The organism is Streptomyces sp. x-19 (assembly GCF_046549115.1).
Taxonomy (GTDB): domain Bacteria; phylum Actinomycetota; class Actinomycetes; order Streptomycetales; family Streptomycetaceae; genus Streptomyces; species Streptomyces albulus_C.
The window spans coordinates 1-24,043 of sequence record NZ_JAJPWK010000003.1 but is presented as its reverse complement, the minus strand read 5'-3'; the positions used below and the strand labels follow the sequence as shown (position 1 = coordinate 24,043).

At 66.4% G+C, this 24,043-nt stretch carries 28 protein-coding genes; 2 read left to right on the top strand and 26 right to left on the bottom strand.

Features of this window, described 5'->3' with window-relative positions; all coding sequences use genetic code 11:
- Positions 1 to 155 precede the first annotated feature (155 nt).
- From ACLJT4_RS08720 to ACLJT4_RS08635, 18 genes are all read right to left on the bottom strand, one after another.
- On the bottom strand, positions 156 to 1,226 hold the full coding sequence (locus tag ACLJT4_RS08720) for a YgjP-like metallopeptidase domain-containing protein (protein ID WP_411121738.1): 1,071 nt from the start codon (positions 1,224 to 1,226) through the stop codon (positions 156 to 158).
- A gap of 137 nt (positions 1,227 to 1,363) precedes the next feature.
- A complete protein-coding gene (locus ACLJT4_RS08715) occupies positions 1,364 to 1,612 on the bottom strand; it encodes a hypothetical protein (protein WP_411121737.1) in 249 nt (82 codons plus the stop codon).
- Complete coding sequence (locus tag ACLJT4_RS08710; protein WP_411121736.1) at positions 1,609 to 2,094, bottom strand: hypothetical protein; 486 nt, start codon at positions 2,092 to 2,094, stop codon at positions 1,609 to 1,611. The genes ACLJT4_RS08715 and ACLJT4_RS08710 overlap by 4 nt, the downstream gene beginning before the upstream one ends.
- 137 nt (positions 2,095 to 2,231) lie before the next feature.
- Positions 2,232 to 3,842, bottom strand: coding sequence for a ParB/RepB/Spo0J family partition protein (locus ACLJT4_RS08705; protein ID WP_411121735.1), 1,611 nt, complete (start codon positions 3,840 to 3,842; stop codon positions 2,232 to 2,234).
- Between the two features lie 78 nt (positions 3,843 to 3,920).
- Positions 3,921 to 4,589 carry a hypothetical protein gene (locus tag ACLJT4_RS08700; RefSeq protein WP_411121734.1) on the bottom strand — a complete coding sequence of 223 codons (669 nt, stop codon included), beginning with the start codon at positions 4,587 to 4,589 and terminating at the stop codon, positions 3,921 to 3,923.
- Between the two features lie 147 nt (positions 4,590 to 4,736).
- A complete protein-coding gene (locus ACLJT4_RS08695) occupies positions 4,737 to 5,819 on the bottom strand; it encodes an N-6 DNA methylase (protein ID WP_411121733.1) in 1,083 nt (360 codons plus the stop codon).
- A gap of 164 nt (positions 5,820 to 5,983) precedes the next feature.
- Complete coding sequence (locus ACLJT4_RS08690; protein ID WP_411121732.1) at positions 5,984 to 6,178, bottom strand: hypothetical protein; 195 nt, start codon at positions 6,176 to 6,178, stop codon at positions 5,984 to 5,986.
- A gap of 170 nt (positions 6,179 to 6,348) precedes the next feature.
- A complete protein-coding gene (locus ACLJT4_RS08685) occupies positions 6,349 to 6,684 on the bottom strand; it encodes a hypothetical protein (RefSeq protein WP_411121731.1) in 336 nt (111 codons plus the stop codon).
- Between the two features lie 147 nt (positions 6,685 to 6,831).
- Positions 6,832 to 7,299, bottom strand: a complete 468-nt coding sequence (locus ACLJT4_RS08680) for a hypothetical protein (RefSeq protein ID WP_411121730.1) — start codon at positions 7,297 to 7,299, stop codon at positions 6,832 to 6,834.
- A gap of 29 nt (positions 7,300 to 7,328) precedes the next feature.
- Positions 7,329 to 7,847 (bottom strand): hypothetical protein, encoded by a 519-nt coding sequence (locus ACLJT4_RS08675; protein ID WP_411121729.1) that lies wholly within the window; start codon positions 7,845 to 7,847, stop codon positions 7,329 to 7,331.
- Positions 7,844 to 8,260, bottom strand: a complete 417-nt coding sequence (locus ACLJT4_RS08670; RefSeq protein ID WP_411121728.1) for a hypothetical protein — start codon at positions 8,258 to 8,260, stop codon at positions 7,844 to 7,846. The genes ACLJT4_RS08675 and ACLJT4_RS08670 overlap by 4 nt, the downstream gene beginning before the upstream one ends.
- 522 nt (positions 8,261 to 8,782) lie before the next feature.
- The gene (locus tag ACLJT4_RS08665) at positions 8,783 to 9,613 is read right to left on the bottom strand and encodes a hypothetical protein (RefSeq protein ID WP_411121727.1); all 831 of its coding nucleotides are present in this window, start codon (positions 9,611 to 9,613) and stop codon (positions 8,783 to 8,785) included.
- Between the two features lie 90 nt (positions 9,614 to 9,703).
- On the bottom strand, positions 9,704 to 10,849 hold the full coding sequence (locus ACLJT4_RS08660) for a hypothetical protein (RefSeq protein ID WP_411121726.1): 1,146 nt from the start codon (positions 10,847 to 10,849) through the stop codon (positions 9,704 to 9,706).
- A gap of 85 nt (positions 10,850 to 10,934) precedes the next feature.
- Entirely contained in the window at positions 10,935 to 12,041 is a 1,107-nt protein-coding gene (locus tag ACLJT4_RS08655) for an AAA family ATPase (protein WP_411121725.1), read from the bottom strand.
- 45 nt (positions 12,042 to 12,086) lie between these two features.
- Positions 12,087 to 12,434 (bottom strand): hypothetical protein, encoded by a 348-nt coding sequence (locus ACLJT4_RS08650; protein WP_411121724.1) that lies wholly within the window; start codon positions 12,432 to 12,434, stop codon positions 12,087 to 12,089.
- A gap of 179 nt (positions 12,435 to 12,613) precedes the next feature.
- Entirely contained in the window at positions 12,614 to 12,925 is a 312-nt protein-coding gene (locus ACLJT4_RS08645) for a DUF6980 family protein (protein ID WP_411121723.1), read from the bottom strand.
- A gap of 159 nt (positions 12,926 to 13,084) precedes the next feature.
- Positions 13,085 to 13,651, bottom strand: a complete 567-nt coding sequence (locus tag ACLJT4_RS08640; RefSeq protein ID WP_411121722.1) for a hypothetical protein — start codon at positions 13,649 to 13,651, stop codon at positions 13,085 to 13,087.
- A 920-nt stretch (positions 13,652 to 14,571) separates the two neighbouring features.
- Positions 14,572 to 15,429 (bottom strand): hypothetical protein, encoded by an 858-nt coding sequence (locus ACLJT4_RS08635; RefSeq protein WP_411121721.1) that lies wholly within the window; start codon positions 15,427 to 15,429, stop codon positions 14,572 to 14,574.
- A gap of 468 nt (positions 15,430 to 15,897) precedes the next feature.
- Here ACLJT4_RS08635 and ACLJT4_RS08630 point away from each other — a divergent pair, with 468 nt between their 5' ends.
- Both ACLJT4_RS08630 and ACLJT4_RS08625 read left to right on the top strand, forming a co-directional pair.
- The gene (locus ACLJT4_RS08630) at positions 15,898 to 16,383 is read left to right on the top strand and encodes a hypothetical protein (protein ID WP_411121720.1); all 486 of its coding nucleotides are present in this window, start codon (positions 15,898 to 15,900) and stop codon (positions 16,381 to 16,383) included.
- A gap of 59 nt (positions 16,384 to 16,442) precedes the next feature.
- A complete protein-coding gene (locus ACLJT4_RS08625) occupies positions 16,443 to 16,787 on the top strand; it encodes a hypothetical protein (protein ID WP_411121719.1) in 345 nt (114 codons plus the stop codon).
- 329 nt (positions 16,788 to 17,116) lie between these two features.
- On the opposite strand, the gene ACLJT4_RS08620 is transcribed toward ACLJT4_RS08625, so the two are convergent.
- From ACLJT4_RS08620 to ACLJT4_RS08585, 8 genes are all read right to left on the bottom strand, one after another.
- Positions 17,117 to 17,326, bottom strand: coding sequence for a hypothetical protein (locus ACLJT4_RS08620; RefSeq protein WP_411121718.1), 210 nt, complete (start codon positions 17,324 to 17,326; stop codon positions 17,117 to 17,119).
- Between the two features lie 4 nt (positions 17,327 to 17,330).
- Entirely contained in the window at positions 17,331 to 18,374 is a 1,044-nt protein-coding gene (locus tag ACLJT4_RS08615; protein WP_411121717.1) for an N-acetylmuramoyl-L-alanine amidase, read from the bottom strand.
- Between the two features lie 61 nt (positions 18,375 to 18,435).
- Positions 18,436 to 18,795, bottom strand: a complete 360-nt coding sequence (locus ACLJT4_RS08610) for a hypothetical protein (RefSeq protein ID WP_411121716.1) — start codon at positions 18,793 to 18,795, stop codon at positions 18,436 to 18,438.
- Positions 18,796 to 19,482: 687 nt separating this feature from the next.
- Positions 19,483 to 20,970 carry a hypothetical protein gene (locus ACLJT4_RS08605; RefSeq protein WP_411121715.1) on the bottom strand — a complete coding sequence of 496 codons (1,488 nt, stop codon included), beginning with the start codon at positions 20,968 to 20,970 and terminating at the stop codon, positions 19,483 to 19,485.
- A gap of 17 nt (positions 20,971 to 20,987) precedes the next feature.
- Positions 20,988 to 22,079 carry a hypothetical protein gene (locus tag ACLJT4_RS08600; protein WP_411121714.1) on the bottom strand — a complete coding sequence of 364 codons (1,092 nt, stop codon included), beginning with the start codon at positions 22,077 to 22,079 and terminating at the stop codon, positions 20,988 to 20,990.
- Positions 22,076 to 23,008, bottom strand: coding sequence for a hypothetical protein (locus ACLJT4_RS08595; protein WP_411121713.1), 933 nt, complete (start codon positions 23,006 to 23,008; stop codon positions 22,076 to 22,078). Before ACLJT4_RS08595 ends, ACLJT4_RS08600 begins: the two co-directional genes overlap by 4 nt.
- Entirely contained in the window at positions 23,005 to 23,850 is an 846-nt protein-coding gene (locus ACLJT4_RS08590; RefSeq protein WP_411121712.1) for a phage distal tail protein, read from the bottom strand. Before ACLJT4_RS08590 ends, ACLJT4_RS08595 begins: the two co-directional genes overlap by 4 nt.
- 1 nt (position 23,851) lies before the next feature.
- On the bottom strand, positions 23,852 to 24,043 hold a 192-nt coding region (locus tag ACLJT4_RS08585), incomplete at its 5' end, for a hypothetical protein (RefSeq protein WP_411121711.1).

Genomic DNA, 24,043 nt, shown 5'->3' with positions numbered 1-24,043 from the left:
GCCGTGGTTGTCGATGGCGTCGATGAGCGATTGCAGGCGCGGGGCTTGGTTGCTGATCGCGAGAGCCCCGAGGGTGGCTGCCGCTTGGCCGTCGCCTTTGGCTGCGAGGGGATCGTGATGGTGTCGCTGCCGGGCTGGTCGGTCATGGTCGCACCTTACGGGGCTGGTCGCGTGAGGCGTGGGGTGGCTACGTGTCGGGTTGGAGGATCATGCGCTGCGCTGCGCGGTCCCAGCGGCATTCGCGGTATATGCGGTTGAGGTCGTGCATGGCGTCGGGGTTGTTGGCGTTGCAGGGTTCGTAGCCGCCGGGGACGGGGCGGCAGTAGAAGCCGTACTCGGTGCACTCGGCTTGGCTGGGTATTTGGCCGGTCCAGATGGTGTTGCAGGTGTTGCCGGGGTGGCAGTGGGTGCGCTGGAGGCCGGTGTGGGCGCAGCGTGCGATGTCGCATCGGTCGGCGTGGAATGTGCCGGGTGAGGTGGAGCAGTCGGGGCAGTGGTCTGAGGTTGTCGATGTGAAGTGGGTTCGGGGGTGGGTGTTTTCGGGGGGTGTGAGGCGGCCTAGCCAGAGTGTGCGGAGCGCGTTGTTGAGGTCGTGGGTGTTGGCGATGGTGTGGAGGTTGAGGGTGCGGTGGATGAGTTCGCGGAGGAGGTGGGGGTGGAGTTGGGCTGTGGCTCAGTGGAGGGTGAGTCCGCGGCTTGTGTGGTGGCGGGTCCAGGTGGTGTGTGGAGAAGGTGGCGGCTAGATTCCGGTTTGTAGTGTTTACAGCGATCTGTGGAAGGCTGGCTTCCAGCCATTCACGGCCGCTGTCGGCGTAGAAGTTGATGAGGGTTCGGCGTGCTTCGTCGCTTTTGAGTGCAGTGCTGCGTCGCATGTGGAGCCAGCTGCCGGTCGGGGCGCTCCGTAACTGGATGAGTGGCTCGTTCTGGTTGCTGTCGGGGACGATTCGCAGGCGGTGACGTCGGCCGAGAACATCGAACCCTGTGCCGGGGACGAGTTCCTTGAGCGGGTCTTCGGGTGCAGTCTTGGCGAGGTGCGCGAGTTGCCGGTAGATCCATGAGCAGCGTCGGGTGACGAGGTCTGTGGCGTCGGCGTCGGTTGTTGTGGGCGGGCCGTGGACGATGACGTTGCCGTTCTGGGTGACGGTGCGGCCGAGCGTGGTCCTGTTGCTGGTGCGAATGGTGACGTCGGTGGTGCCGACTCGTATGGTGCGGTCGGTTGTGGCCATGTCGGGTGTCCTTGGTTCAGCTGACGTGTGGAGGGGGCTGTGCTGGGGTCAGTGGTGGCTGCACACCCAGGTCTGGGGAATGCCGTGTACGGGGAGGTCCAGGACGTGCCGGGCGGTGCCCCCGCAGAGCTGGCAGGTCAGGTCGAAGGCACGCAGCATCTGTAGGGGCGTATCTGTTCGTCGTCGCGCAGGGTGATCGGGGCGTCTTGACCTTCGAGGGTGAGCAGCCACAGCGACTGAAGGTGGCGGCGCCTGGTGAGGATGGCCAGGGGGCTGCCATTGCCGACGAGGGCGAAGGTGTCGCCCTCTCGCAGGGCGGCGGCGTGGATGGTCGGTGTCTGTTCGACGGTGACGATGAAGCCGTTGGACGGTGCGCTGGTGTTCATGGCGTGTCTTTCACGGTTGGTGTGGTGCATTCGATGTTGTGGACGGCTGTGATCTCAGATGTGAGTCGTTCGCGAGCCTTTTGGAGTTCGGCCTGGTGTTTGCGCAGAGCGGCCCGGGTCTTCTCCAGCACCGCAGCCTGACGGACTTCGAGCTCAGAGAGCCGGATGATCTGTCGTTCGTGGTAAGCGACTTGGTCTGAGCGAAGGACGGCGGTGGGCCGACGAGGGCCGGGCCTTTTGACGCTGCGTCGCTTGTTGAGTTGGGTATGGCCCCACGTGAGGAACTCGTCCTTGGGGACGTACTTGTTGCGTCGTTCGCCGATGCCTGTTAGAAGAGCGATCTTCGGGAAGCTGGAATGACGTTTGGCCCAGTTGCTGACGGCGGAGCGGGAGACACCGACGAGGTCGGCTGCGGCCGCAAGGTTGATCAGCTCGTCTTCACGGCCCTTGTATTCAGGTCGAAGCCAGATGATGGATTCCAAGAGGTGCATCCTTGATCGGTTGTCCAGCCCTTCACGGGAACAGGACGGTGTTGATCGCTAGCGGTTGAGCACGCGGAGGGGTGCTGTTGGATGTGGAGGGGAGGCCAGCTGTGACGCGGGCCTCCCGTACGGTGAGGTCAGGCTGCGGCCGGCACCGGCTCCGTGTGCTGCTCGGTCCCCTCGGCGCTCTCGTCGTGCTCCGCAGAGTCGGGCTGTTCATCCTTCGCGGCCCGTTCGGTCTGCTCCTCCTGCTGGGCGCGGCCCTTGGCGACCGTCTCCGCCTCGACGGTGCTGAGCGCGTAGCCCTCCGCCTCAAGGAATGTCAGCCATTCGACGGTCTGTGGATTGATGTGGCTGCGCCAGGCCGCGTCGTACATGTACTCCACCTCGTGGGCGGCGGCGACGTGGGCGAGCAGGAGGCGCCAAGCACGGGCCGGGCTGGTGCGCGCGATCAGCGTGCCGAAGGGGTCGTCGACGCGATCCCACTGGCTGCGGCCTTCGTTGGGGTCCTTGACGCCGAGGAAACGAGCGGTCAGGTCGGTGCGCTTGCGTCCGACGAAGTTGGCGTAGGCATAGCTGGTGCCGGTGATCGCCGACAGGATCAGTGGCCATACTCGGGCGCTGGCTTCGGGCTGGGCGCACAGGTCTGTGAGGAAGGCGTAGCGGACCTCTCGGGCCTGCCGCCATGCCTTGTTGTTGGCGATGACCAGGCGTCGTTCGGCTTTGGCGGCCTCGCGGTCAGGGCCGTCCTGTGCCTTGTCTGCCTTTGCAGCCTCGGGGGTGAGAGCGTGGCCATGCCGGTGCCAGGCCGTGCACAGCCAGATCACCTCTGCTTCGCTGGTGTCGATGCACGCCGCGTGCCCGGGACATGCCTGGTGTGTCTCGGGTGTCTGGGGTGCGCCGTCGCTGGTGAGGAGGTCTGCGAGTGGCCGGGTGCTGGTGTCGGTCCAGTTCTTCCCGTCGACGACGGGGATCTCCGCGGCGGCCAGCTCCTTGAGGAGGCTGTTGCACTTGTCTGCGAGTTCCTTCTCGGCGCGCAGTTCGGCCAGGGCGTGCTTCCAGTTGCCGCGCTTGGTGTTGTCCTGGCGTATGTCGCGGGCCTTGGCGCGCTTCAGGGTCCACAACGCGCCCTTGAGGCTTTCGACCTCCTGGAAGTCGGCCAGCTCGATGAGGTTGAAGTCCGCTTCGATGCCGTCGGCGAGTGCTTGGTCGGACAGCTTGGCGGCCTTGGTGGCGGCTCCGAGGTCGGCAGGCTTGAGACCCATGGCGCGTGCGTGGCGGGTCTTGGGAATGCTCATGAGGGACAGCTGCTTGGCGGCGTCGATGTCGTCGCGGATCGTGGCCTGGGTGCGGTGCTTGTTCTCGATGAACGACACCGTCAGGGACGTGTCGTCGACGTCCTTGAGGTCGTCGCGGATGATCGCTGGAACCAGCCGGTAGGGCTTCTTCCTCGCCTTGGCCTTCTTGGCGGCGGCCAGCGCGGCGTTGTTGCGCCGCTGCCCGAAGATGATGCCGAGCTTGCCTTCGTTCTCTCCGCTCTGGGGACGTAGTACGAGCGGGGTGAGGACGCCGAACTCGTCGACGCTGGCCTGGAGGTCGGCATCGGGCTGTGTCCCGTCCTTGCCGTCCTCGGTGGTGCGGTGCTTGCGGTGGTTGTAGGGGTCGATGACCAGGTCGTGCGGGTCAACCCAGGCGAAGCGGCCGGTGAAGCCCTCGACGGGGGTGGTGTGGTCGGCAGCGGTGCTCATGTCGGTGTTCTCTCGTGAAGGGCGGGCGGACGCCAGGCTTCATGCCGGGCGCCCGCCCGGGGTGGCAAGGAGTCCAGGTCAGGCGGCGGCGGGGGAGGTGCGGCGCTGCTTGGCCGAGGTCTTGGTCTTGCGCTTGGACGGCGTGGTGCTGCCGCGCTTTGCGGCTGTCGTCTTGGCCTTCTTGCCCGCCGTGGTGGCGGGTTCGTCGGTGTCGGACTGCTCCTGCTGCGGCGTAGCCTGCGCGGGCTGGTCGACCGTGGGCTCGGCAGGCGTGATGCGGGCGCCGTTGGCGCGTAGGCGGGGGCGGTGGCCGTCGAAAGCAGGCAACAGCACGGTGCGGATGGCGGCCAGGATCTCCTCCAACGGCTCGGCGGTGGTGAAGAAGACACCGGTGCTGTACCGCACGCCCTTGGCGAGTCGGTTGGGGTTCTCGGCAGGCGCGCTGTCGGTGTCGGCCGAAGGCTTGGGGGCCGGGCCGCCGACGGCGAAGGTCTGCGCGGCCTCGCCCTGCCACAGGTGGCGTATGCCAATCGCGCGGCCGTCGGGGTGGACGAGGCGGATGGCCTTGTCTACGAAGCCGGCGGGATTGTCATCAGGGTCCTCGCTCCAGCCGTCGCCGAGGGCTTCGGCGACGGGCTTGGCCAGCAGGTAGAGGTCGATCTCGCTGAGGATTGCTGCCTCGGTCGGCTGGGTGTCTTCGGTCTCGGGGGCGCCGGTGTCAGTCTCGATGGTGTCGATGTTGGTCATGGTGTGCTCCTGTTCCAAGAGGTGCGTGGCTGAGGGTGGGCAGTTGACCGGGGTCGGAGTGGCTCCCCCCCTCAACTTCTAAATTAATTCTACTATGGAAGAGGAATGGGTCAACTGCGTCTATGCAGGTCAGGCGGGGTGTTGGGCTTACGCTGCAGGCGAGAGGGCTTGTTCCATCAGCTGTTGAGTCCGGCGGATGGCGGCGATGATCCGCGCCTTGCCGAGCACTTCGTCGCGGCGCTCGAAAGCGGCGCGTGCCTCCTTCATCGCGTCCTCGACGGCGTTGGGGTTCGCCAGTGAGTCGGCGCACGCGACGGTCACCCTCGGGCCGAGTGCCCAGACGATCGCATTCACCGCAGCGCAGGCGGCCGCGATCGGGTCGATGTCGACCATCGACCACTGATAGGCCGCCGGATCCTTGCCGCGTTCGCGAAGGCTCTGCGCAGCCGAACGCGGCATGCCTCCGCTCCCGGCGCATGGGTCGTGGATGTGGTAACCCTCCTTCGGCTCACGCAGGTTGAGCCCGAGGCCGGCGATGTGTCCCAAGTTGGCTTCGGCGATGGCGTCAGCGATCGGCGGTGGGGTGTGGTACTCGCCGAGCCCTTGACGGGCCCCGTGTGAGCGTAGGCAGGTCATCACCGGCGACAGGGCGTCGGTGGCCGAACGCAGGTAGGGGTCCTCGTGTGCGGTCAGGTCGAACAAGCCTCGCTGGAGGGCGGTTTGAGCCACGGCACGCACCGCGTGCATGCGGTGTTCGTCCACCTCGTCGTTCAACCACTCGTGCAGGATCCGGGCGCGATCGATCAGGTCAGGGCGGTGAACCCAATGCAGCGACCAGATCTCGCGGAGCATCGCGATCAGCTGCGCACCGTCCTGGGCGAGGATCTGAGCCTTGAGGTCCGGGCCGTTGGGGTCCTTCTCCTTGATGAGGCACAGCGCGGCGACAACTCCGATGGGTACTTCCATGGCCGTTCCGCCATGCCGGTTGTGCCACCGCTCCGCCACCGCCTCGCCGATCTCTATCGCGCGCCGGTGTGGCTCACGCACCGGTCGCGGCCGGCCGGAGCGACGGGGCGCAGGGCTCTCGGCTGTGGTCGAGAGAGAGTGCTTGGGGTGTCGCGGTGGAGGCGGCGTCGCCCTCACCTTCGGTGACGCGGCGAAGGTGGCGGGTACGGGTTCCGGATCGGCGGTGCGGCCGGCAAGGTCCGCGAACAGGTCGAGCTGAGTCACGAGTGGATCACCTTCTGTGACGGGGGTGGGCGTAAAGGACCCCGCTACGCAGGGAGTGGCAGCGGGGTGAGGTATCGAGACGCGGGTGCCTGATGAGGGTCCGGGGGTAGCGTGCCCGGAGTGTTGGGCATGGCGGGGCGCCTGTGAAAGGCACCCCGCCATGCCTAGTTGGCTCCGCCCGTGGCCCAGTGGATGCCGCGCGCCTCTTGGGCTTCTTCGTGGCGCAGTTGCGCCAGCCGCGCGTCGCGTTCTGCGGCGCTCTCCTGCCACATGCGGATATCGGAGATGTCCCGATGGCCGTGCAGCTGGGCGATGTGCGCGGCGGCGCCTTCCGCCCCCAGTAGTTCCTCGCCAGGCATGAGGAATATCCCCAGCCGGTTGTTGTGGCGGCCACGGATCTCGGTCCAGTAGCACCGGGGCTGGCACATGCAGGCGTAGGCCGGCCCTGTGGAGGGCGGTCAGCCGTGGAGTTGGGGTGGCGGCAGCAGGCGGCCCGCCTCGCTGCGAGGCGGGCCGAGGCTGTGTCGTGTCAGTGGATACGAAGGCGCGGCCTGTTGGTGCGCATCACGCGCGTACGGCCAGCCTGCTTGCGGTAGATCTCGGCGAGAATGTTGTCGGCGCCAACAACGGCAATGACCGCGTCGTCGAGGACGGCTTGCGGTGCGGCCGGACCGAGCGAGCGGAACCATGCCTCCATCGCGTCACCGTCGTCCTGCGCCAGGCCGCACGTGTCCGCGTATCCATGCCAGGCGTGCACCGTCGTGCGGGCGGCCCACTCGATGGCGGTCGCAGCCTGCTCTTCGGAGATGTTGTAGTCGGTGGCGACCTGAAGGACGGCGAGCGGGTCCGGGGCGTTCGTGTACATGAGGAGGGCGTTCCTTATCTCGTATTCCAAGAGGTAATTGGGAGGGGTTCCCCCTTCCAGCTGAGGTTAATTCTACTACGGTTCGAGGGGGTGTCAATTGCGTTTACGCAGGTCAGGGGGGGGTGAGCGAGATGTCTGCGCGCGGTATCACGACGCACGGGTACGCGCCTGGCGGTCGCCGTGCGAGGCCCGCTTGCGGATGCTCGCCGCGCCGGCGCGGCGCACCTCGGCCCGCTGCGCGGTCACCCGGCACTCCCCGCACAACGGCTCCCCAAGCCGCCGATGTGCCTTGACCCCACTACTCGTGCCGCACGTGCCTGCCCGCGAAGCGAGCTTCGACAGCGCAGGCGCGTCTTCGGCGGCCGCGACCTCCCGCCCGTTGATCCACGTACGGGCAGCGCAGACCCCATCGAAGCCATTCGACTGCGGCCGCACCCGCTCGTAACACTGCAGCACGAACGGGCACAGTGCGGCGCAGTCATCCATCAACGGCCCGCATGCTTTGAGTACTTCGTCCGGGTGGCGGCGCACCAGGTCCTCGCTGGGCAGGTATCCGTCGATCCCGGCGCACGGAGCGGCGCTGGTCCAGGCTGTGGAAGAGGTGGAGGTGATCACGAGGCAGGCTTTCTTGCGGTCGCGTGGGATTAGAACAAGGAGGGCTGCGCCTTGACGGGTGGACAGATGGCATCCAGCGCGGCAGTGGCCTTCAGGGCGAGCTGACTGGCGCGCCGCGCCCACGGCCTGTGGAAATGGCGCTCCCACATCTCGGGCGTGCGGTACGGGATAGGGCCCGGGAGGTACGCGATGTCGTGGGCCTTCGCGGCCTCGACCGCCGCACGCAGTGCGCCGTAACGCACCGGGGTGAGACGGGAGTTCACCTCCTGGTGCACGTCGTGCCAGTGCACAAATCCGGACCGTGTGCCTCCACGGGCCTCGACCTCGTAACGGAACCCGCCAGGCGCGGACGACCAGTGCGTCAGGCAGCCGGCGTCCGGTTCCCCTTCGAGACGCCGGACGCTGTGCCTGCGATCGCCCGCGTCGAACTGCCTCTGACCCCAACGGATGCGGGAGAGGGGATCGGGCAGATCGATGAACTCCAAAAGCCGCGCGGGGGTGAAGAAGTCGCGGACGGCCATCTGCTGATCGTCGGCAGTCAGGGTCACCGGGCCTGGCCCCCTTTCGCAGTGTGCGCGCATGCGGACAGGTGGCTGAGCGCAGCGTCAACGAGGGGCTCAAGACTCAGGTTGCCCGCCGGGTCGCAGCGCAAGTCCGCGGGAGTGGTGTCGTAGACGACGCACCGCCAGGCCGGGGCCGGCTCATCCTCGGGCACGTGGGTGAGGTGCCAGCCCAGGAGCATGTCGCGGTTGAGGGGAAGGAAGTCCTGGCAGGCGACTACGAGCAGCGTGCCGTTGGGGGCGTGGGCGCAGATGGCCAGTCCACCGCGGGTCTCCGCGTACGGGTGCAGTCCAGCATCCTCGAAGGCTTTGAGGGCGTCGTCGTACACGTTGAGCGCGGCGTTTTCGTCGGGCCCGTAGGTGGCTCGGACGTCGGCCACCCTGGCAGCGATATCAAGCATGGGTATCCAATTCAGGATTAGGCGAGTGTGCACTGGCCTATTTTTGCCAGTGCATACACGCCGCGCGGTCAGCCTCGTCGTACCGTCAGGGATTCCTCGAAGTCGCCCACGCCGAGCCTCCATTGGAGTTGGCACATCAGGTCGTTCAGGCGCAGTCGGGCGTAGCTAGGTACTTCCCGCATCAGTAGCCCAGTCCTCGCAGGCCGCCCCTCTTCCGTCAGCGTCAGCGAAACGGCGAGCCAGGCGTCATCCTGGAGGCGCTGAGCCCTTACGGTCATGCCGTCGTAGCGGCGACTCCAAACTGTCACCTTGCCGCCGGCGCTCGCGATGCTCAGCGCGTCGGGCCTGATCAATGCCCACGCTAGGTCCGTGTCGGCGATCTGCGCTACTCCGTTGTTGATCGATGCTGCAATCACAATGTCTCCAAGAGGTGGTGAGCAGACCCCCTGCCCACAAGGTTAATCCTACTATGTCTAGTCGGGGTGGCAAATTACCCGCCGGCCGCCTGCTCGTAGTTTTACATCAACCTATTTCTGGGGGTGACTCTACCTTGCGCATCGGGTCAGCAGCCCGCCTCACCTCCCGCATCTGCGCAAGCCGCTGCTGCGCCACCTCCGACAACACCTCCCCGCCCGGCCTGCTCCGTACCTCAGCGAGCAGGCGCGCATTCGCGTCACGCTCACGTACCTTGAACCGCTCCCTCTCTGCCTGTTCCTGCCGCTCCCGCAACTGCCGCGGACTTGTCCCGCACCCACGGCACGAACTCCCCAGGCCGTCCGGATGCCTCGGGCACGACCGTGCCCCGGCTTCTTCGAGCGGCGCGGCGCCGGACTCCCCCGCAGCGCCAGCTGCGGGGGTAGGGGGGTTCTCTTCTGTGTGTTGGTTCTGGTTACTAACTAGAAAGCCTGAAGAACCGGCGCCTGGTTCACCGACGCCTGAAAAGCCGTCCCCGGTTGGCTTGCCCGCTTCGTCGACGTCGCTGGGAGCGTTTTCCATCTGGCGCTCCAGCCTGCGCGCGCCCCGTCGGCCCACCTGCCGGCTGTACTCCTCGGACGCCCATTCCTGGGCGGTGTCGTGAACCTCCGTGACCCTCACCAGCGTTCCGTCGTCCAGCCGCTCGGTCACCACCCGGTAGTAGCCATACGTCCGCAGCTCCCGCAGAGCCTTGCGCACCGCATCCCGCCCCTCCTGTCCCGCAGCCGCGATCGACTCCGAGCGCACCTTCCACTTGTCCGGCTTCGCGAGCAGAAAGGCGAGGATGCCCCGTGCACGAAACGACAGCCGTGAGTCTTCGATGGTGGCCGTCGGCAGCACAGTGAAACCGGTGCTGAGGTGGCGGCGCAGAATCGTCACGGGAAGGGCCTCCAGGGTGGTACAGAAGAGTTAGTGATCAACAGCAGGGGAGCGACCCCGCACGCCGGCGCGGGGCTCGCACAGGGCCTGTCAGGCCGTTGGGCGAGCTGGGCTGACTTTGATGGAGCGCGGCGTCTTCTGCCCGGCCGCTGTACGCATCGGCACCGTCATTCCGGCACGGCGCAGGGTGTCGACCATGGCCTGCGCGTCAGGCAGCATCGGCACGACGAGGTCGGCGTCCTCGAACTGCTCGACCATCGCCGCGACATCCACCTCCTGCCTCGGGTTGCCACCGCTCCAACCGAGCTCGTTCTCGCCGTAGCGGCCCTCCGGGGAACTGGAGAGCATCGCCCGCGCCCTCTCTTTGAGACGCCTGCCCTCCCGGTACATCTCGTGGCCGCGCACATAGTCCGCCAGCGCCTGGGCGCGGTCGGCGTCGTCGTGCACGAGGATCGTCTGCGCGGGCACCCCCGGCGGCACATCAGGCCAGCACGCGTCGCGGAAGGCGCAGTTATCGCAGATGACCGATAGCCCAGGACCGTCGTGGTCGCGCGGCAGATCCTCAGGGGCGGGAGCTTCCAAGACACGGTCCACCCACCAGCGAGCCTCCGTCGCCAACCAGGGGTCGAAGTCGAACTCCTGCACGTGCTCCTCCCCGGTGTCGCGGCACACGAACCGGAACCGGATCCGCTGCACATCGATCGGGCCGAGGCGGTGCAGGTACCGCTGGCCCGGCATGTCAGCAAACCCGACGGTGCGCAACAGGCCGGCGTACAGCAGAACTTGCCGCATCTCCGCCGCAGTCGGCCCGTAGCGCACGACGCGGTCCCATATCCGGCCGGACTTCGTCTTCACGTCCTCGACCGTCACGACATCGGCAGGCTGAACAGGCCGGTGGCGTTTGGGAAGCCGCGCGGCAGCCGCGGCGTCGAGCTGGACGATGTCGATGTGGCCGCGCAGCACCTCGTCGGTGACGGTGCGTTCGACGAGCCACCCGTACTCGCGGCGCGCGTCCTCCAGCAGCCCCTGGTGGATGTACGTGCCGAGGATCGCCGCGCGCATGTCCGGACTATGCGTGCGCTCGGCTTTGTGGAGGATGTATCCCGCTCGGCGGGAACAGATGGTGTCCGAGGCGCCCAACTGCTGCTGGCGGGATCGGGGCCGGCGCGCGTCGGCGGCGTGCGCGGCGTCCCAGACCGACACCGGCGCCGGCGGGGCGAAGACTTGCGTGCTCACACGGAACTCCAAGAGGGCATGCCGGGGCCCGGCCACGCGGACAGCAGGCCCTGGCAAGAGATGAGAAGAGGCCAGAGAAGGAGGTTCAGGCAGCGGTGAACTCGCTGGCGGCCGCCTCGTCCACGGCGTCCTCAGCGGCCGAGTCCTGCTCAGTGGCCGCAGCGGCGGCGCGGAGCTTTGCGGCGTCGCTGGTCGGGTCGGTGAGCTGTTCGGGGTTCTTCAACTCCGCGGCCTGCCGCTCGATCGCTGCCCTGACGACTCGGATTTCCTCACGGGAGAGATCCGCGTCCGAACTCGCCTCGGTCCACAGCTTCTTCAGCTCTTCCAGACCGTCCTTGGCGGCCTTCTTCACCTTCGGCAGCCACCGCTGCGCGAGATCCCCGGTCAGTTCGGGAGAGACCCTGGGCTGGGTGTGGACGGAGCAGCCCATCAGATCGAACACGAGACGCTCAACGGTGAAGTCCGGCAACGTCTTGGGCTGCCCGCTGCGCGGCACCTCGAACTTCAACGACCGCGCCCCGATGATCTGCGGATCACTGTCCCGCTGAAGGCGCACCCACACGGTGGCGTCGTAGGCGAGGGACTTGTGCCCCTCGACCCGCCAGTCCTTCGTGTTCGGAATCGGATCACCGTTGCCGTCCACGGCGGCGATTTCCTTGCCCCGGGCGAGCAGGATGACGATGCCCGGCATGGTGCGCACGAGGTACATGACGGCCGCCCACCGCTCGTAGGCGTCATTCCACAGGTTCATCGTCGGTTTGACCTCGGCATCCGGGTCCTGCCGCAGTTTCCTCTGCCCCTTGGGCGAGCGCCTAGCCCGCTCGTTGGTCCAGTTGACGAGCATCCTCCACAGCAGCGAGATCGAGTCGATTACCAGGACGACCGGGGGTTCCTTGGCGGCCGCCGCACGCTTGGCCTCGGCATGGACGGCTTCGATCTGGCCGAGGATGTCGCGGTAGGTGCCGTTGTGGTCGATCAGCAGGTAGTCCGCGCCCGGAACCTGGGCGTACTCGTCGGCAGTGTCCTCGCCGAGCTCCAACCAGTACGCCTGGCCGGTCTTCTCGGAGCCGGTGAACTGCGCGGCGACATACGACTTGCCGGCCTTCTCGTGGCCTTCGATGAGGATCTTCGGCCACGGCACGATGCCGGTGGGCTTGCGCGTGCGCAGGGGCGGCACGGTCACGCTGGACATAGAACATCTCCAAGAGGTAAAGGCGAGATAGATACTCGCCTATTTTTAGGCGGTGTGGATCTTCCGGGTTTCGAACAGGGGGGACCACTCGGGATGCAGCTCGATGAGGCGTCGCGCGTAGCGCGACCTGTAGTCGTTGTTGAGCTTCCAGGGTTCTCCGTGTGTGGCGAGCCCGTACTGCCAGCGCAGAACCTCGAAGAGCATGCCGATGCCGATGCCGATGCGCTTGAGTCCTCGCTCAACGCAGTCGCCTGTGAGGCGCTCCAGGTGCTTGAGGATCCAGGGGTTGAGCTGGTGAAACGCCTCAAACCGCTCCTGGATCGTCAGCTTGCCACCGAGATTTTCGGGTTGGCGGATGGCCGCGATGGGCAGCTCTAGTTGCACTGTCGCCACTGCCCCTCCTTCTGGGATGTATCGCAGCCTATTTTGCATGAAATGAGAACCGGGCGACTTTCACCCCTCCTGCTCTGCGGTGAATTCTACTACGGATGGGGTGGGGGTCAACTCCGCAGCAGCAGTCCCCGAGCCCTACAAGGCGTGTTTCAGCAGTGGCTTGAGATACTGCTGGTTGGTCACTCTTGATGCGACGTGAGCCAGCGGTCGTCCTCGAACTCGGCAGGGATCTCGTCCTCCCCTGGATCGATCCCGCGACGCTCTAGCTCGTCGAACCACCGGTCCCGCTGAGACTCGGGGAGACGTCGTCCGCACCAGGGGCAGAAGTCGATTGTGCTGCTCGACGTGCCGCCGTCATGGATGATCAGCCCGTACTCCTGGAACTTGGCGCTGAATTTGATCAGCGCGTCCGGGCAGGCGAAAGCGTCGTCATGCTGGTCGCAGGACACGTTCGCGTGGCTGTTCATCGCCTCGCAGCAGTGGTTGGTCATGACCTCGGTTTCTCGTTGATCGGCGCTATGGCCAGAAGTAGATCACGGTCTGTAATGATCACCGGTTGGCGCGTGGGATATGACAGACGCGCAGTGGGTCCGACTTGAGCCGCTGTTGTCGAAGGGTAAGAAGCCAGCGTCCCTGCGAGCGCGCTGAAGTCAGGCCCCGCTCGCAGCCGCCTTGCCTCGCTTCGCGATCACCGAGCCTGGACCGTCATACCGGCCTTCCCGCAGGGCGTCCGCCACATCCTGCTGCAACTGCCACACGCCGCCACGGCTCTGTTGCATCGTTGCCTCTGCGGCGTCGAGCACGGTGTCCAGCAGCCACAGCGGAGAACCCGACAGGAGGTAGTCCTCGACTGGCAGCATTCCGGTGCCCCGCTGACGAGCGTTTGATGCCACGAACTGGCTCACGCCGAACAAAGCCCCATACTCCTGCAGCCCCACCAGTGGAGGCAGTTCACCCTTCTTCATCGGCCGAACCGTTGCCTGCTGTTCCTTCTCCAGCTCGGCGAGGAGCCGTTCATCCAGCTGCCGGCCGCGGCTGCCCGGCGGGAGGGCAACGTCCACCGCCAGACCACCAGGCCAGAACGGCTTGCCCGACACGATCACAGCGTCCTCATAAGAGACGATCCCGCTTGGGACCCACCGGTCGCTGATCGCCGTCGGCGCAACGTTGTAGATCTTCGCGAACTCCTTGCGGCCCACGATCAGCGGCTTTGCCACGACAGCCTCCTACTCCCGGTTCAGGCATAGCAGAATAGCCGCTCCCGAGGGGGTGCCTGCACCCGAGGGCTCTACCGTTGCGACTGCTAGCCTTAAAACGCACATTCCAAGAGGTGCACAAGACCCCCAGGCCCTCCTAGCCGATGCTCTGGGGGTCTTCGCCTTGCTGCGGCGGGTGTCGGGAGCGTCCCAGGCCGTGGCTCGGCGGCGCCATCGGGGGACGAAGACCGCCCACAGGGCTACCGACCGGATCAGGCTGAGCCGCCCGGACGTGCGTGAGCTATCCCGCTCCCTGAGATACGGGCGTCGGCCAGGTATCCAGGATGATGTTGCTGCCGTCGTCCGCCTCCTCGACAAACCGAATCGTGGAGGATTGGACGCTGCCGTACAGACCTATCCAGGAACGGAATTTGTTGCGAGTGGTTGCCTCCCGGGTCCACTCGCCCGTGACTTGAGGAGCGTCGGCGTCTCCCGTGAACTGAAGGGTGACGCGATACAGACTCACCCTGACCGGCTTCCGTGATGGCTGGTGGGCATCTCGCCAGTAGCGATCGGCATGCTCCCCGTGCTGGGGCCCACGGCGCTCCCGTGGGCTACCCGGAGCCGGCCTTTCTGCGGCCACCAGTACGCCCGGTGCGTTGCTGACGTCCCCCCGTCTAGAGCGATCTCGACGTGATACGCACAGCGCCCGTCGGGCCAGTCATGCCGGGCGTGTACGAGGGCATAGCGCCACTGGTCATGGACGAGCACCCACAGTGCCGGGCGACTGCCGGGAGGCCATACCCATACCGTGGGCGCCGGTCCATCCTCCGGTCGCCACGGCGGAGCCTGATCCGGCTCGCGTTGGTTGTCACCTCTCCAGGGTAGGTCGCTGGCAGCGGCCGAACCGTGGCTCGGCTGCGAGTGCCGCATCGAGATCGTCAGCCTCTCCGAAGCTCCTCCGCGACCTGCCCGGCCATGAGACGTGCGGGTTCAAGGCGAGGGTCCTCTGGGTGAGCGTCCGGGGCCAGGATCTTCGCGCAGACGAACAAGGTCATCAGCTTGCCGTCCCGGCTCTCCAGATCGTGGCGTCGTTCGTGGCGGACACGTTCGGCCAGAGGCGGGACGGCGAGGGAGTTGCCCCACAACGACGCGGCATCCAGCCCTTGAGGGGCCATACCCCAGTCCTCCCAATCGAACAGGCAGAACTCCGGCCCGGTCATGTTCGCCCAGTTGAGATCCGCGTGTGCCGGCAGCCACCGATCCACCGTCGCGTCGACACCGTCAGGGAGGAGGCAGTGGATCGCCTCGGTGACACTGCTTTGTGTGATCAGCGCGGTGTCCGGGGTGGCGATGCGCTGAGTCTGCTGCTTGGCCAGGGCATCCAGCGACCTATTGAACGCCCGCCACCAGTCATCCGACAGCGCAGGCTCGATGGCCAGGACACTGCTGCCGATGGGCTCACCGGGCAGGAGGTCCGTCTCATCGACCCGCCACATCACGGTGTCTCCCGGTTGCCTCCACGCGGCGCTCCGAAGCCACTGCGGCTTGGCCACTCCCTCCAGGAGCGCGGCACATTCGGTGCCGTTCCAGCCCTGAGTGCCGATCTTGTCGAAGGAGCGGCGTTCAACCCGCAACCACGTGCCACGGTCAGTACGTGCCCCCAGCGACCGCCGCTTGCGTACCAGCGTCCCTCTGTCCAACTGCGCTTGCAGAGCACGCTCGACCTCGTCGAGCACGGCGTCGACCGGCTCAACCCGCAGATCAGCCCCTGTGCTGACAGACAGGCAAGACGGCACTGGACCTCCTTGGCATCGGATCGAACCTAGCAAGAATCCTGACCCTGTCACTGCGGAACCTCTTCGAGTCACCCCGGACGGATCCCCTGTTGCTGAGCTGTGCTCGGCTCAGCAACAGGGGCCTATGGCCACCTACGCGGTGTCAATTTTCAACAGGGCGGATGTATCTCGGTCAGCGTCACATGGACGCGAGGAGCTTGGGTCACCCGCCGTTGGGATACGCGCCCCTGTTGTCGCGGATGGCCAGCCGCCAATCCGTGCGCATCTGAACCCACTGGCGATGGGACTGACCTGAGTAATGGAATTTCTTATTCCGTTGCGCGTGAATGTGCACCCGTCAAGCGAGAACCGTTTTATGGCGTGTCGGCCAGAGAGGGGAGGTTCGGGCCAGTGAGCAGAAAACCACTCGACCGCATCGAGGTGTGACTGCTATAAAAGGTCACGCATCATCAAAGGAAAAGGGGGAAAATGAAGGGCAAGATATTCAACGGAAAATCCACACGTCGCAATAGGACTCGTAGTGCCGCCGTGGCCGTCGTCGCCGCGGCCGTCACCGCGGTGTTGGTACCTGCAGCCAGTCCCGCAAGCGCCCAGAGTAGTAGTCCCATTGGTGTCGCGATCGACAGCGTCGACGCTACGTGCAAGCACAACGGCCGCAACTACATCGTGCGGCAGTACTTCCGTGGAGTCCAGAGGTACACGCTGCGCTGCGGAACGGCGACGTGGGGGTGGAAGCACATCAAGTTGGGTCACGGCTGGAACGCCGGGATGGATGGCAAGATAAACAATGCCATCGCCAACGGGGCGCCCAACGGTCGAGGTGGATTCTCCATCTACACCAATCAGTGCCCGCCAGTGGAAAGATTCCGCACCATCATCGGCACTCCTGCCGGACTGAATGACGTTCTCACTGCGTACAATGTCACGAACCTGGCCAGTGCCAGTAAGTGCTAGTTCTCCTGTGCGCAGGGAAGCCGTCCGTCAACAGATGAGGCGAGGGGTGGATGGGTCGCATGGCGAAGCAGACGCCAGCGGAGCAAGCCCTGGCTTGCTCGTACACCACTGGCGATGGGCAGGTCAGATTTAACATCTCAAGCCTGTCGGTCCATCATCATGCCGACCGCAGCGTGACCTTTACGTACGAGGTCGCTGTAGTGCGCCAAGGGCGCCAGGACGAACGCTGGGAGTTCACGTTGCCGTGGGATGACAAGTCCTTCGTGGATGTGCTCACCTCACCTCACCCCGACCCTGAGCGGCTTCGACAGCTCGTGCACCTGGTCCGCACCTTGTTGGAAGAGTGGTGGGAGACTAAGGGCCAGAGCAGGCGGGCGGCGAAGATGGGGCGTCAACTGCACTGAGTTGCCCGACAGTAGGCCCCGTCCCGCCCTCGGGCTGGGCGGGGCCTACTTCATGCCAGCCGAAGCTCGTCGACCCGCATCCCGAACGGGGGTGAGGATACTGGAGCTGGCGTACAAGGCTTTCCGAGAAATGCGCACTGCTAACTGATGCGGTTCGGTCAGCCACGGCGGCATCGCAGGCGCAGGCCCCCAGATGATCACAGAGTGGCTCATCTCCATGATCACGGAACCTGTGCCTGTCCCGTCTCCGATTGGGCCAGCTGCCGCCTACCTGCGCGGCGTCTGAGCGATGCCAATTTCTGGTTGCGGCGTCCGCGTCACGGGCAAAGTCACGTGGATGTGGGCGGTTGCTGGTTGAGGGCCTTGGCGGTCTTCCGGTCCTCGACGCGCTGGACGGCCTCGCCCGTACCGAGAACTGCGGCGACGAGGGCGAGGATCAGGCCGGTCGGCAGGTCCTGGACGTAGTGGGCGATCAGGGCCAGAGCCGCGGCGGCGATGGCGTACAGGCGGGTGCTGTGGTCATGGATGAAGTCGATCAACGTTTCAGGGTCCGTAGGCGAGTTGGTGCAGGAGGTCCCAGCCGCGGCGACCGATCGCCGGGTCGGTGGGTCGTCCTGTGCTGAACAGGTTGTGCTTGCGGTTGAAGCCGGCCACGGCCTGCTGGGTCTGAGGGCCGTAGGTGTCGGAAAGCGGCACCGAGGGGTCGAGCCACCCCGTGTCCTTCAGCGCCTGCTGCAAGCCCTTCGCAGACGGTGACGAGCGGCCCGGAGCAAGACCATCCGGAAAAGGAGGCGGGGCATACGTACCCCCGGATGTCTTCACCGGGATCGTGAGCAACTGCCCGGGCTTGATGACATACGGCGCGGTGATCTTGTTGGCCTGGGCGATACGCTCCCAACTCACGCCGAACCGCTTGCCGATGCCGGAGAGCGTGTCACCACTCTTGACGACGTACGTCGAGCCGCTGCTGCCCGTCGAGTCTCCGGCAGTCGGCTTGGACTTCAGGCGCGCGGCAACCCGATCACGTAGCCAACCCATGGTGAAGCCTTCGGGATCGATCTTCCCGGGCTGCCACTCACGGTGCCCGATCACGCTAGCGGCACTCCAGCCATGGGCGCGGCACAGTGCCGCAGCGGCACGTTCGATGGTATCGAGCTGGGCCGCCGGCCACGGATCGCGGCCATCGCCGAGGTTCTCGCACTCAAAGCCGTAGAAGTGCGTGTTGCCGTCCGTATCTGCCTCGTTCGCCGAAGGCAGCGTTCGTTCCGCGATGACGGCGCTCAGGACGTCTCCGTCGCCGCGCCCGGCATGGTTGGCGCGGCCGTAACCGACCAGATGCACGGTGCCGTCCTTGGCGATCACGCCATGGCACAGCGGGCCGGGCAGGCCGTCATAGCCGCGCTCGCAGATGTTGACGGTGTTGGCCGTACCGGAGGTCACGGTGTGATGGATCATCACCCCGTTCATTGGACCCCACGGCCCCTTGTGATTCCTGTTGTGGGTTCTCCACTTCGACCGCTCCACCACACGCACACCCTCGGCGCGCAGCGCGGCAACGAAACGATCAGCACTGATAGGTGTCGCCACGTTCGGCGCTCACTGTTCTCCCCGCGCCCCGATTGAAAGTCAACTGCCCCCATCGCCCAGACTACGGAGCCGCACCACGCGATGCGAGCCACAGCTGGAGCGCCATCAGCCCCAGCGGCGACACGAAGGAACTGACGACGAGCCGTCGTGTCGCTGCGGCCTGCGCTTGGTCCTCGCGGCGTTGTTGCTGGGCACGCTCCGTCGCCTGGTCATGCTCGCCGCGCAGCCCGGACAGACCAGCCTCGATCTGGCTGATGCGCCGATCGACCGCACGCTGATCGGCCCGGTACACATCCTCGGTGACAACCTGGTCCAGGCGGGCGGCGAGCTGGGCGAGGTCACCACGAAGATCCTCACGCAACTGCGAGACGGCACGGTGCAGTTCCCACAGCGTGGGCTCCGCGCCCGGCGGTACGGACACCGCGAACCTCCTGGCGGCCCCGCGCCTACCTCGATCGTACGGGAGCCAAGGCGAGTCGGCGGATCGTTGCTAACAGGTCGGGAATAGGGGATACGGCGCTAAAGGATAGGGCGGTAAAGATGCTTATGGCTTAACATCCACACGCCTAATCAACTACGCTCAGTCGTGTCCGCCAAGGTTATGGGAAGGAGTTGAGAAGCTTCTCAACTCCTTCTCAACATCGAGGTCTGCCGCCAACGGACCGCCACGCCCCCAGGGAACGACTGCTCGTGCCTAGCTTCGACCACGTCCGGCTACCGAGCTTCCAAAGGTGAGGCCCCGCTCTGTCGAGCAGAGCAGGGCCCCCGGGGCGTGGCCCTTCAGCGGCCGGCGACCGTGGTGACTACCATTCACCACGGTCGCCGGCTACAGAACGATGTCGACCAGCTTCGCGACCACCGCTGAGACAAACGCCCCTACGACGATCAATACGAGCTCGCGTCGCCCTAACTTCTGAACCAGAACCCCAATGCGCCTTGGCCGCATGCGTAACCTCCTTGTCTGCACCCGAACCCGTTGTCCGGGTGCATGGGGCACTGGAAGTGGCGCGTGCCCGTGGCACGGACCCGATGTTACGTCTATTGCCGTACCCGCAAGAACAGTTGGGGAAAAGTGTTGACTATGTGGTCATGGGCCGCCGACACATGCTCAGTCGGCACGGCAGCTCACCCCGTCGAATCCCACCCAGGTACTGCGATTCCCGATCATCGGATACAGGTTCAGGGTGCCGTCGACGCCGATGTCGATCCGCAGGATCGTGCCGTTCGCGGTGGACGGAACGAGGACATGTCGGCGTGCAGCCGGGCGATATCCCTTCGGCAGAATGCCGAGTTGGCGTCCGGGAGGGATCTGGGAGTCTTTGAGGGTGACATAGCCGGACAGTTCGATGGTGCGGTTCGCGGTGACCCGGACCATCGCGGGGCTCGTGGCGTCGGAGGCCACGCCGGCGCTGAGCTCGGTGATGCGCGTCCAGTCCGTTCCGGCGTGGGTGATCCAGCCGTCGACGGTGATGCCAGCTGGGGTGAAGATGGTCTGAGTATCGCCGGCGGTCGAGGCGGTGCGGACGGTGACCTTCGCGCCTTCGAGAGTCACGAAGGATCGGGCGCCGAGGTTCCCCGACCCGCCGGGGGCGTCTCTGCCGTCCTCGACGTAGAGCTCGCAAGTACTGCTGCCCGAGGGTCCGTTGGCGCTGACTCCGCGGAGCTGAGAGTGCCCGTGGTCCTTGTTGAGCCCGGAGGTCGCGGTGAGTTCGAACGACCCACCCCGCACCCCGAGTTGGGGGGAGAGGAGGGACAGGCTTGATGCGTCGGGGAGGTTCCAACGGTCGATCTGCACGGCCGGCGCGGTCAACGCCGCGTACGGGAGGGCGGTGCCATCAGCGTTGACGCTGGCCTTAAGCGTGCCCGGCGCCCTCTCCAGGCCGGAGTCGGAGTACAGCAGGACTGAGGGGATCGCCTCCAGCGGGGAGGGTGGCTTTGGGGTGACGACGACGCGCTTGCCGGTCTCGGCGGTTCGCACAGTGGAGCCGGTGACGACCGCTCCGTCGATGGTGCCGCCGGTGATGCGCTTGCCGGAAATGGCGTCCGCGGCGAGGGTGTCGGCAGTGACCGCCCCTGTCTGAAGGTCCGCGGTCGCAGCCCGGCGTGGCGTCCCCACCACGGCGTCACTGGCGCGGCCCGGTGTGCCGGAGAGGCTGCGCCCGCGCAACCGCACCCACCAGTCGGTATAGGGCAGCGGCACGGTGCACGATCCGCCCTGCGGGGTTTCGACGGTGTCGCGCAAGGTGCCCTGCGTCGGCTCAAAGCCCGGTGACGGTCCGACATGGACCTCTACGCGGGCAAAGTCGAGTGGGGCCACCGTCGCGTCGGTGAATGTGCCGTCCCAGGCCACTGACAGGGCGCCGAGGGCTGCCTCGACGGTCGGGGCGGCGGGTGTGGGCGGGGGAGGGCCGTTGACGACGCTCACGCCGCTGGTGCCGTCCGGCTGCTGGCCAACGAGCGCGCGCAGCGACCCTTGAGCGTCGTACACCTCCAGGGCGTCGTCCTCGATCGATGCGTTCACGAGCTTCGGGGCCCGGATGAGGGCCTGGACTCGCCTCTCCAGGCGCGCGAGACGAGTGCCGATGTCGGCAGGCAAGGCGGTGTCCTTCCGGGCTATGCGGCGGTGCCGTAGTGATAGGCGTCGGCTCGGGCGAGGCTGAGCGTGGCAGTTTCGCCGGCAGAGGTGTCGGGCCGGATCGTCCAGCCGGTGATGCGGCACCAGCCAGACCACTGTGTCCACTGCGAGCGGACGGTCACGCGGACGTCGTCCCCGACCTGCCAGGAGCCGATCGGTGCCTGGGGGTGGTCGCGGACGGTGATCTCCTCGACGTGTCCGAGGGACTGCCGCCACGCTCGCTCTGCCTTCGCGCGCTGGGCCAGGGTGTCTTTGCCTCGGACCTCCGGCAGCTCCAGGACGTGTTCCAGGCGCAGCCGGTGGTTGCGGACAGCGTCGATGGCTCGTTGCTGGGCGCGGCCTTCACCGGTGCCGGTGGCGATGACCACCTGCGCGTATTCGTCGGCGCTGTAGGTGACCGGAGGGCTGTCGATGATGTTGATGCCGCTGGTGAACGACACGTCGGTGCGGCGGGTGCCCAGGCGTGGATAGCCCAACTGGATCCGGCGGACCGGCTGGCGGAGGTGTCCCCACCAGGTGGTGCAGGTGTAGTCGGGGGAGTCGGGGCCTTTGACGAGGTCGTCGAGCTGGTCCCCCAGGACTGGGGTTTCCCACCAGCGGGAGTGCCATGGTTCGGCGGCCGTGCCCACGGTCGCCGTTGACGTGGTGGCGTCGAGGGTGAGGCTCAGGTCGCCGTCCGGGAGAGACTGGGCGTAGTCGACGATGTCTCGCGCTATCTGGCACGGGTCGGCGTTGACGTAGGGAGCACGGCCGTTCAGCTCGCCGTCGACATCGTGCCGATGTTGGAGATACGAGGACCAGCCCGCGGCCTCCACCTTCAACTCGTCGCCCTCCGGTTCGACCTGCCAGATCAGACCGCCCCAGCGCAGCAACCCATCTCGCTCGACGTACAGCAGCGTGTTGCCGGGGTCTGCCAGTTCGGGGTGCACCCAGGCCAGCCGCGGGGTGAGAGTGCCGCGCAGGTGCCCGGGGCCGTTGAGTTCCGGTCCGAACTCCACGTCCGTCAACGGCAGGTGCGGGGAGAGCCATGCGCCGGTCAGGGCGTGCTGGGTGAGGTAGCGGTAGGTCATACCGGGCCCTCGGTGAACTCGACGTCAGCCACGATGGAGGTGCCCTCATCGACGGACAGGTCACCCTTTTCGCTCTTGCTCATCCGGGCCCGCAAGAACAGCGACTGGCTCGTGCCGCGGTAGTTGGCAGGGAGCGTGAGGGTGTCGGCGATCACGGCGGTGGTGCGGCGGACTCCGTTGCCCTGATCATCATCGATGACAGTGCTCTCGCTCTCGGCCGTGCCCAGAACGATCTGCATGGTGCCGAAAACGTCGGCGAAGTCCATCCGCAGCCCTGCCAACGTCACCACGATGATCACCTTCGTGGCCCACTCGGGAACAGCGATCATCCAGCGGGCCTCGGCGGGCCACACGTACCACTTCTCGTCATCTCGCCACGCCTTGCTGAGCGTGCGCGGATAGGCGGTGTAGAGGGCGCGTTCACGGCGCGGGTTGGCGACCTTCCGCAGATCCTTGATCATGCCGGCCGTCACGGTCCCGGTATTGGCAGGCAGGTCCAGGCGGGCGATGGGGATTCCGGTGACACCTGCCGGCGCGGCAGTCGCGGTCTTGTCGACGTTTGGGATGATCTCGAACGCGTTGATGGCATCGACCGCCGGATCCAGACCGCCCTCGTACTCGGGGTCCGTGACCCGCAGGACCACCAGGTCCGAACGGGGCGTGGCGCCCGTCGGGGCAATTGGCACGGTGGTGGTGCCGATGTTGTAAGCGGTGTAGGACCCCTGCCACGCATTCGCCTTCCCCCTGATCACCGCCGAGCCGTCAGCCACCTGCACACCTGCCCCAGGCACCGGCAGCGGCGTCACCTTCAGATCCGGGGCCGCCGTGATGCCCTCCTGGCCACGGGAAAGGTCCCTGATCATCTGCCGGAACGTCTGCGCGGAGTGCGTAGCGCCGTCGACGAGCAGCGGGGCTTGAGCAAGAGTCATCGGGATTCCGTCCTTCGGCTGTGCAGGGAGATGTAGGTGTCGCGCCACGTCGCGGTCAGGCGCGCGGTGGCGGTCGGGTCGGAAGCGTTCCAGCGCAGTTCGCTGCGCCCAGGCGGCAGCACGAAAGTGTCCAACCGCGAAGTGCAGGGGGTACTGCCGCCGTTGTCCCGAAGGATGCGGATCCGCCCGGGGCGGGTATCGATGCGCACCCACTGGCCGGCGGCCAGCGTGACGGGCACGGCGATGGTCCGTCCGGTTTCGACGTGCGTGATCTCAGGGTTCGCGCACGGGCCGTGGATGGTCAGGACCGGATGCGCGTCCACGTCGCCGTTGTTGGTCACCCAGCCGCGCCGCGGCTGGCCGGACGGGTCCGCGCTGGTGACACGGATCGGTGCCTGCACCGGAGCCTTGAATCCGCCACCGGACAACCAGCCCAGCCGCAGATGCGCCTGCTGCTCGACATCGGAGTAGAAACGCGCCCCGGGTGCCACGAACTCCATGTCGAGCGGCATCCAGCCCAACGCCGCCTTCTCCAAAGCTGGTTCGATCTTCCGCAGCCGGCCGAACAGCACCCGCACGGGCGCGCCGGGCCACTTGATCCGCAACGGCATGACCGCCCCGCCCACCGTCCGCACCGGTGCCTCGTCCGCGACAGCTTCTAGGTCCGCGAGGATCTGCATGGCCGCGGCCGGATCGCCTGGAGTTTTGATCGCGCAGTCGATGCGCACCGTCCGCGCCTCATACCAGTCCGGGCCCAACCACGCCCCATCGGAGTCCGGCTGCGGCACCACCTCACCGCGCACCCCGGCACGACCCAGCCCTTCGATCTCCGCGATCGGCACACTAGTAGTGCTTGGTCAGGTTCACTCGCCGGTGGCGTGTCCGTTTGATCGGGTGTGTCGTTGACTGGGTGTGCTGGGTGGGGAGTTGGCCGCGGTCCGGTGTGATCTGGAGGACTTCGCGGCGGAGGTGTTCGAGCCGTTCGCGCGGGCTGATCAGCGCCGGTGGGGAGCGGTGTATCTGCGGGGGCTGCTG